A 6,901-nucleotide genomic window follows, 5' to 3' on the forward strand; every position below is an offset into this window, starting at 1 on the left:
ATTCAAAAACAGCTCTGCAAAGACTCAGCCCAAAAAGGAGAAAACCAAGAACTTATCCACATCGTGAGCACCTTCTGCTCACAAAGAGTGTGGGTCAAAATTCGATGGAAAACTCGGGTCAGACTTCGGTGCAATTCAACAGTAAACAAAAGAAAAGTCCGCAAAGATGCGGACCTTAGCTTGATTATTTACGAATTAAGAAAAGTAAATTCTAGAACGGGATGTCGTCATCCATGTCGTCAAAACCGCTGGCCTGCTTGGAGGCCGCAGGGGCCTGGCGTGGCGCGGCCGCTGCCGGCGCGCGCGCGGGTGCCGACTGGCGCGGGGCTTCGTAGCCGCCGCCACCGCCGTCGTCCCCACCGGGGCCGCCCATGCCCTGGCGGCTGCCCAGCATCTGCATCTGGTCGGCGCGGATTTCAGTGGTGTATTTTTCGATGCCGTCCTTGTCGGTCCACTTGCGCGTGCGCAGCGAACCTTCGACATAGACCTGCGAGCCCTTGCGCAGGTACTGGCCGACGATTTCGGCCAGGCGGCCGTTGAACACCACGCGGTGCCATTCGGTGGCTTCCTTCATTTCGCCGGTCTGCTTGTCCTTCCACCGGTCGGTGGTGGCGATGGTGACGTTGGCGACCTGGTCGCCGCTCGGGAAGCTGCGCATTTCGGGGTCGCGGCCCAAATTACCGACGACGATGACTTTATTGACGGATGCCATGAGGGGTTCTCCTGAGCTGATCTACAGGGCGGGGCCCTGCTATTTATGAATACCTCACAGTTTAACTGGCCGGCCCGGCAAGGCTTCCTCGCCAGCGGCCGTAACGGGCGCATGGCGCCCGGGCGCCCGCATGGGCCAGGCCACCAGCAGCCAGGCCAGCATCAGGCCGCCGCATAGCATAAAAAGCCCCGCCGCGCCCTGGGTTTTGGTGACCCAGCCGCCGATAGCGCCGCCGGCAAAAAAGCCCAGCGACTGCAAGGTGTTGTACACCCCCAGCGCCGCGCCGCGCGCATGGGCGGGCGCCACGCGGGAGGCCAGGCTGGGCTGGGTGGCTTCCAGCACATTAAAACCGCAGAAAAACAGGAACAGCAAGGCGGCCAGCAGGCCCAGGCCGTGCGGCCCCGGGCTTGAGGACACCGCCCACAGCAGGCCCAGCTGCACCACAAAAACCAGGCCCACGGCGCCCAGGAAGGCGGCGCGCAGGTAGCCGCGCCGCTCCAGCGGGAACAGCGTCATGCCCATCACCAGGAAGGACGCCAGCACCGCCGGCAGGTAGACCTGCCAGTGGCGGGCCTTGTCGAGGCCGGCCGCCACCAGCAGCGCCGGTATCGCCACCCACATGGCCAGCTGCACTGCATGCAGCACAAAAACGCCGAAGTCCAGCCGTAGCAGGGCCGGGTCCTTGAGGACTTCCAGCACACTGCCGCGCGGGCGGTTCGCATGCTCCAACGGCTCGGGCGGCACCCACCACAGGACCACCGCGATGCCGCCCAAGGCCAGCCCGCCGGTCAGGGAAAACAGGCCGTGCAGGCCGATGGAGGCCGCCAGCAGGGGCGCCACAAGCAGCGAGAGGGCGAACATCAGCGCGATGCTGCTGCCCACCAGCGCCATGGCCTTGGTGCGCACCTCATCGCGTGTGGAATCGGCCAGCAGCGCGGTAACGGCCGCCGAAATCGCGCCCGCGCCCTGCAGCGCGCGGCCGGCGATAAGCCAGTCCAGGTCGGGCGCCCAGGCCGCGATAAAGCTGCCCAGGGCAAATATGACCAGGCCGGAAATAATCACAGGTTTGCGGCCCCACCAGTCCGAGGCGATGCCGAAGGGGATCTGCAGCAGGCCCTGGGTCAGCCCGTAAATGCCCATGGCCAGGCCGATGCGTGCCGGGTCGTCGCCGCCCGGGTATCTGGCCGCTTCCAGCGCGAACACCGGCAGCACCAGGAACAGGCCCAGCATGCGCAGCGCAAAAATCGACGCCAGCGAGGCGCTGGCGCGGCGCTCGGTGGCGGTCATGGGGTAAGACGGGGGGACGGAGGGCTCGGACAAGGGATAAACAGGCAAAAAGACTCAAAACCGGACAAAAGGCGGCTCAAATCAAGGACAAACCGGGGCAAACCGGGAATTTGGACGCCGTGGCGCGGCAAACCCCGGCCGCCCGGAGCTTGCCCAAACGGCTATTGTGCTTGAAACGGTGCTTCGGTCTATGATGGAGAGTTTTGCGGCTGCCACATCTTGAACTCTCCCGACGACAGCAAATACCTCGCCTCCCAGGCCGCAGAAGGCCGTCACGTGGCTGAGCCCCCGGCCCGCTACCTGGCCCAGGCCCTGGCGGCGCAGCGCATCAGCATTCGCGGCGCGCGCACGCACAACCTCAAGAACATCGACCTGGACATCCCGCGCAACCAGCTGGTGGTCATCACCGGGCTGAGCGGCTCCGGCAAATCGTCCCTGGCCTTCGACACGCTGTACGCCGAAGGCCAGCGCCGCTACGTCGAAAGCCTGTCCACCTATGCGCGCCAGTTTTTGCAGCTGATGGACAAACCCGACGTGGACATGATCGAGGGCCTGTCGCCCGCGATCTCCATCGAGCAGAAGGCCACCTCGCACAACCCGCGCTCCACCGTGGGCACGGTGACCGAGATCCACGACTACCTGCGCCTTTTGTTCGCGCGCGCCGGCACGCCGTTTTGCCCCATCCACGACCTGCCGCTGCAGGCGCAAAGCGTCAGCGAGATGGTCGACACGGTGCTGGCCCTGCCGGAAGACACCAAGCTGATGATCCTGGCGCCGGTGGCGCGCGACCGCAAGGGCGAGTTCGTGGACCTGTTCGCCGAAATGCAGTCCCAGGGTTATGTGCGCTTTCGCGTCGACGGCACGGCCTATGAGTTCGACGAGCTGCCCAAACTCAAGAAAACCGAGAAGCACAACATCGACGTGGTGATAGACCGCGTCAAGGTGCGGGCCGACCTGCAGCAGCGCCTGGCCGAAAGCTTCGAGGCCGCGCTGCGCCTGGCCGACGGCAAGGCCCTCGCGCTCGAGATGGATACCGGCAAGGAGCACCTGTTCAGCGCCAAGTTCTCCTGCCCGGTCTGCGACTACTCGCTCAGCGAGATGGAGCCGCGGCTCTTTTCCTTCAACTCGCCGGTGGGCGCCTGCCCCACCTGCGACGGCCTGGGCCACATGGAGTTTTTCGACCCGGCACGCGTGGTGGCTTTTCCCTCGCTCAGCCTGGCCAGCGGCGCCGTCAAGGGTTGGGACAGGCGCAACGGCTATTACTTCGCCATGCTGGAAAGCCTGGCCAAACACTACAAGTTCAACATCGACACGGCCTTTGAGGAGCTGCCCGACAACGTGCAGCAGGTCGTGCTGCATGGCTCGGGCGACGAGGAAATCAAGTTCAGCTATGTGATGGACTCGGGCAACTTCGCCGGCAAGAAGATCAGCAAAAAGCACCCCTTCGAAGGCGTGATCACCAACTTCGAGCGCCGCTACCGCGAGACCGACTCCGCCGCCGTGCGCGAGGAGCTGGCCCGCTACCGCAGCGTGCAGCCCTGCCCCGAGTGCGAGGGCACGCGGCTGCGCACCGAGGCGCGCCACGTCTACCTGGTCAGCGCACCCGAGGGCGGCGCCCAGCCGCAGCGCAAGGCCATCTTCGAGATCAGCCACGCGACGCTGCGCGAGAGTTTTGAGTATTTCAACGTCCTCAAGATGGAAGGCGCCAAGGCCGAGATCGCGGCCAAGGTGGTGCGCGAGATCGGCCTGCGGCTGAAATTCCTCAACGACGTGGGCCTCAACTACCTGAGCCTGGACCGCAGCGCCGAAACGCTGTCGGGCGGCGAATCGCAGCGTATACGCCTGGCCTCGCAGATAGGCTCGGGCCTGACCGGCGTGATGTATGTGCTGGACGAGCCCAGCATAGGCCTGCACCAGCGCGACAACGACCGGCTGATCGGCACGCTCAAGCATTTGCGCGACATCGGCAACAGCGTGCTGGTGGTCGAGCACGACGAGGACATGATCCGCGCGGCCGACCACGTCATCGACATGGGGCCGGGCGCCGGCATCCACGGCGGGCGCGTGATGGCCCAAGGCACGTTTGACGAGGTCAAGAACAACCCCGACTCGCTGACCGGCAAATACCTGGCGCAGACGCTGCAGATCGCCGTGCCCAAGCGCCGCACGCCCTGGCTGCCGACGGTGAAAGCAGTGGAAGCCGCCGAGAAGAAAAAAGCCTCGCGCTTTCCGCAAAGCCCGGCCGCCGAACGCCGCGCCGCGCGCGAAGCCGTGCACCAAGCCACGCTGGGCGACATGCAGGCGCTGCGCGTCATCAACGCCACCGGCCACAACCTGAAGGGCGTGAGCGTCGAGTTCCCGGTGGGCCTGCTGACCTGCGTGACCGGCGTCTCCGGCTCGGGCAAATCCACACTGGTCAACGACACGCTGTATGCCGCCGTGGCCCGCACGCTGTACCGCGCGCATGAAGAGCCCGCCGCGCATGAATCCATCGAAGGCATAGAACACTTCGACAAGGTCATCAACGTCGACCAGTCCCCGATAGGCCGCACGCCACGCAGCAATCCGGCCACCTACACCGGCCTCTTCACGCCGATACGCGAGCTGATGGCCGAGATGAATACCGCCCGCGAGCGCGGCTACGGCGCGGGGCGCTTTTCCTTCAACGTCGCCGGCGGCCGCTGCGAAGCCTGCCAGGGCGACGGCGTGGTCAAGGTCGAGATGCACTTTTTGCCCGATGTGTACGTGCCCTGCGACGTCTGCAAGGGCATGCGCTACAACCGCGAAACGCTGGAAGTGCAGTACAAGGGCAAGAACATCGCGCAGATCCTGGACCTCACGGTCGAGGTCGCGGCCGAGTTCTTCAAGGCCGTGCCCACCATCGCGCGCAAGCTGCAGACCTTGCTGGACGTGGGCCTGTCCTACATCAAGCTGGGCCAGGCCGCGACCACGCTCTCGGGTGGCGAGGCGCAACGCGTCAAGCTCGCGCTGGAACTGAGCAAGCGCGACACCGGGCGCACGCTGTACATCCTCGACGAGCCGACGACGGGCCTGCATTTTGCCGACATCGACCTGTTGCTCAAGGTGCTGCACCAGCTGCGCGACGCAGGCAACACGATTGTCGTGATCGAGCACAACCTGGACGTCATCAAGACGGCCGACTGGCTGGTCGACATGGGCCCCGAAGGCGGAGCCGGCGGCGGCACCGTGGTGGGCGTGGGCACGCCGGAAGACATCGCCGCCAATCCCGCCAGCCATACGGGACGCTACCTGGCGCGCCTGCTGTAACTTGCGTCGATGCGCTCGGGCGCACGCCGTGCCCGGGCCGCGCCTTCTTTTCTTCACGGGATCCAGGTTTTGAACAGCTCCACCTTTTTCACCCAGCGCAAAATCGTTTTCCTGCTGGCCTCGCTGTGCTGCCTGCTCTGGGGCAGCGCCTACCCGGCGATCAAGAACGGCTATGCGCTGTTTGAGATCGCCGCCGGCGACATTCCCTCCAAGCTGGTGTTCGCGGGCTGGCGTTTTATTTTTGCCGGGCTGGTGCTGCTGGTGTTCGCCTTTATCAGCCGCAAGCCGGTGTTCCAGCTGGACCGCCGGACCTTCGGCCAGGTCGCGATTGTGGGCCTGACACAGACCAGCCTACAGTATGTGTTCTTCTACATCGGCCTGGCCTATGCCACCGGCGTGAAGAGTTCCATCATGAACGCGACCGGCACTTTTTTCAGCGTGCTGCTGGCGCACTACATCTACAAAAACGACAGGCTCAGCTTCAACAAGGTGCTGGGCTGCCTGGTGGGTTTCGCGGGCGTGATGGTGGTGAACTTCAGCGAAAGCCTGCTCAGCTTCGACTTCACGCTGCTCGGTGAAGGCTTTGTGGTGATCGCCGCCTTTGTGCTCTCGGCCGCCAGCATCTACGGCAAAAAAGTTTCACAGCGCGTGGACTCGGTGGTGCTGACCGGCTGGCAGCTGGCGATCGGCGGCCTGGCCCTGCTGCTCATCGGTTTTGCCACCGGTGGTTCGCTGACGGGCTTCACCTTCAAGTCCACCTTGCTGATGGTGTACCTCGTGGTGCTGTCGTCGGCCGCGTTCTCGCTGTGGACGATTTTGCTGAAATACAACCGCGTGAGCATGATCACCGTCTTTAACTTCATGGTGCCGATTTTTGGGACCATGCTGTCGGCGGTGTTTCTGGATGAGCGGTTCCTGGAATGGAAGAATGGGGTAGCGTTGGGCTTGGTTTGTTATGGGATCTGGTTGGTGACGAAGGAAGAGAAGGGTGGTTGAGCCGGGTCTTGCTCCGGCGGGCGCGCTCTTCCTCTTCATCCTCCTCTTTCCTCCTCTGAGGGCGGCTGGCCGGGAGTGGCCCGGCGGCCAGTAACTTTCTTTTGCTTCGCCAAAAGAAAGTCACCAAAGAAAAGGCGACCCTGGTGTCTGCGTCCCTTCGCTGCGCTCCGGGCAACCTGCGGTGCTCGGTTCAGGCGGGGTCTCGCTAAACTCGCTTCGCTCAAACAACGCGATCCCTGATCCGCCTGAACCTGCGCTCCTCGGCGCATACACAAGGGGTGGGAGAAAGAAAACCGAATACCTGAAGAAACAAGGACACGCCGTGGCGTGTCCTTGTTGGTATTGGTTCCCGCTTCCGATTGCCCCGTCCTGGCTGGGCCGAGGAGCGCAGAGACAAGCGGATCAGGGCCGGCGTTGTCTGAGCGAAGCGAGTTTAGCCGGACCCCGCTTGGCTCGAGCACCGCAGGTTGCCCGGAGCGCAGCGGAGGGACCCAGACTGCGGGTCGCCTTTCTTTTGGGTACTTTTGGTGTTTGCGTAACTTCGCTGCGCGAAGTGAGCAAACCCCGCGCGCGTAGCGCGCCTTTGGCGAACAAAGAAAACCCGCTTTGCGGGTTTCG

At 64.0% G+C, this 6,901-nt stretch carries 4 protein-coding genes; 2 read left to right on the forward strand and 2 right to left on the reverse strand.

The window, feature by feature from the left end; genetic code table 11:
* Positions 1 to 211: 211 nt before the first annotated feature.
* Both ssb and BLQ85_RS23860 read right to left on the reverse strand, forming a co-directional pair.
* Positions 212 to 712 carry a single-stranded DNA-binding protein gene (ssb, locus tag BLQ85_RS23855; protein ID WP_074580455.1) on the reverse strand — a complete coding sequence of 167 codons (501 nt, stop codon included), beginning with the start codon at positions 710 to 712 and terminating at the stop codon, positions 212 to 214.
* Positions 713 to 766: 54 nt separating this feature from the next.
* Complete coding sequence (locus tag BLQ85_RS23860) at positions 767 to 1,999, reverse strand: MFS transporter (RefSeq protein ID WP_074580456.1); 1,233 nt, start codon at positions 1,997 to 1,999, stop codon at positions 767 to 769.
* A 276-nt stretch (positions 2,000 to 2,275) separates the two neighbouring features.
* On the opposite strand from BLQ85_RS23860, the gene uvrA reads away from it, so the two are divergent.
* A complete protein-coding gene (uvrA, locus tag BLQ85_RS23865; protein WP_074580458.1) occupies positions 2,276 to 5,287 on the forward strand; it encodes an excinuclease ABC subunit UvrA in 3,012 nt (1,003 codons plus the stop codon).
* A 69-nt stretch (positions 5,288 to 5,356) separates the two neighbouring features.
* Positions 5,357 to 6,283 (forward strand): DMT family transporter, encoded by a 927-nt coding sequence (locus tag BLQ85_RS23870; RefSeq protein ID WP_074580457.1) that lies wholly within the window; start codon positions 5,357 to 5,359, stop codon positions 6,281 to 6,283.
* Positions 6,284 to 6,901 lie beyond the last annotated feature (618 nt).

Source organism: Polaromonas sp. JS666, assembly GCF_900103405.1.
Taxonomy (GTDB): Bacteria; Pseudomonadota; Gammaproteobacteria; order Burkholderiales; family Burkholderiaceae_C; genus Polaromonas.

Bases quoted from the DNA above. Each gene is read 5' to 3' on its own strand.
- ssb (WP_074580455.1), bottom strand. From the start codon at position 712: ATGGCATCCGTCAATAAAGTCATCGTCGTCGGTAATTTGGGCCGCGAC.
- BLQ85_RS23860 (WP_074580456.1), bottom strand. From the start codon at position 1,999: ATGACCGCCACCGAGCGCCGCGCCAGCGCCTCGCTGGCGTCGATTTTT.